Here is a 458-nt window from a genome sequence, read left to right on the forward strand (position 1 = left end):
GGATCCGCGATTGAAGGCGCGGCAGATGACACCATCGTCTTTAGTATCGATCAGGCCGGTCTGAGTGACCGTGCCACCAGTGTGATTGCTACCCTGAACTTGACCGACGCAGAAGCGGCGGACATTGACAGCATCTTGCTGACCAATGCTGATGGCAGCACCCAAACCATCAGTGTGGCGGATGCGATTGCAGGGGTCACCGTGTCCATTCCAGCAGGCACCTTGCTTGCTGACATGCCAAGCTTTAGCATCACCCCAACGCAAGATGCGATCTACGAGATATCAGAAACCATTGGCATGAGCCTATCGGGCCCAGTCAATGCCGCTCTTGGCACCGCCACTGCCACTGCTGAAATCCTAGATGAAGATGGCGGCGCGACAGATGCGCCTGTGGTCAGTATTACGGCGACCGACGCGCAAGCGATTGAAGGCGTGGACAACAGCCTCATCTTTAGCGT

1 protein-coding gene is annotated in these 458 nt (G+C 56.3%); it reads left to right on the forward strand.

Features of this window, described 5'->3' with window-relative positions; genetic code table 11:
• On the forward strand, positions 1–458 hold a 458-nt coding region (locus tag V6252_RS12850; protein ID WP_341610712.1), incomplete at both ends, for a hypothetical protein.

Origin of the sequence: Psychrobacter proteolyticus (assembly GCF_038155145.1) — a bacterium.
GTDB lineage: Bacteria > Pseudomonadota > Gammaproteobacteria > Pseudomonadales > Moraxellaceae > Psychrobacter > Psychrobacter proteolyticus_B.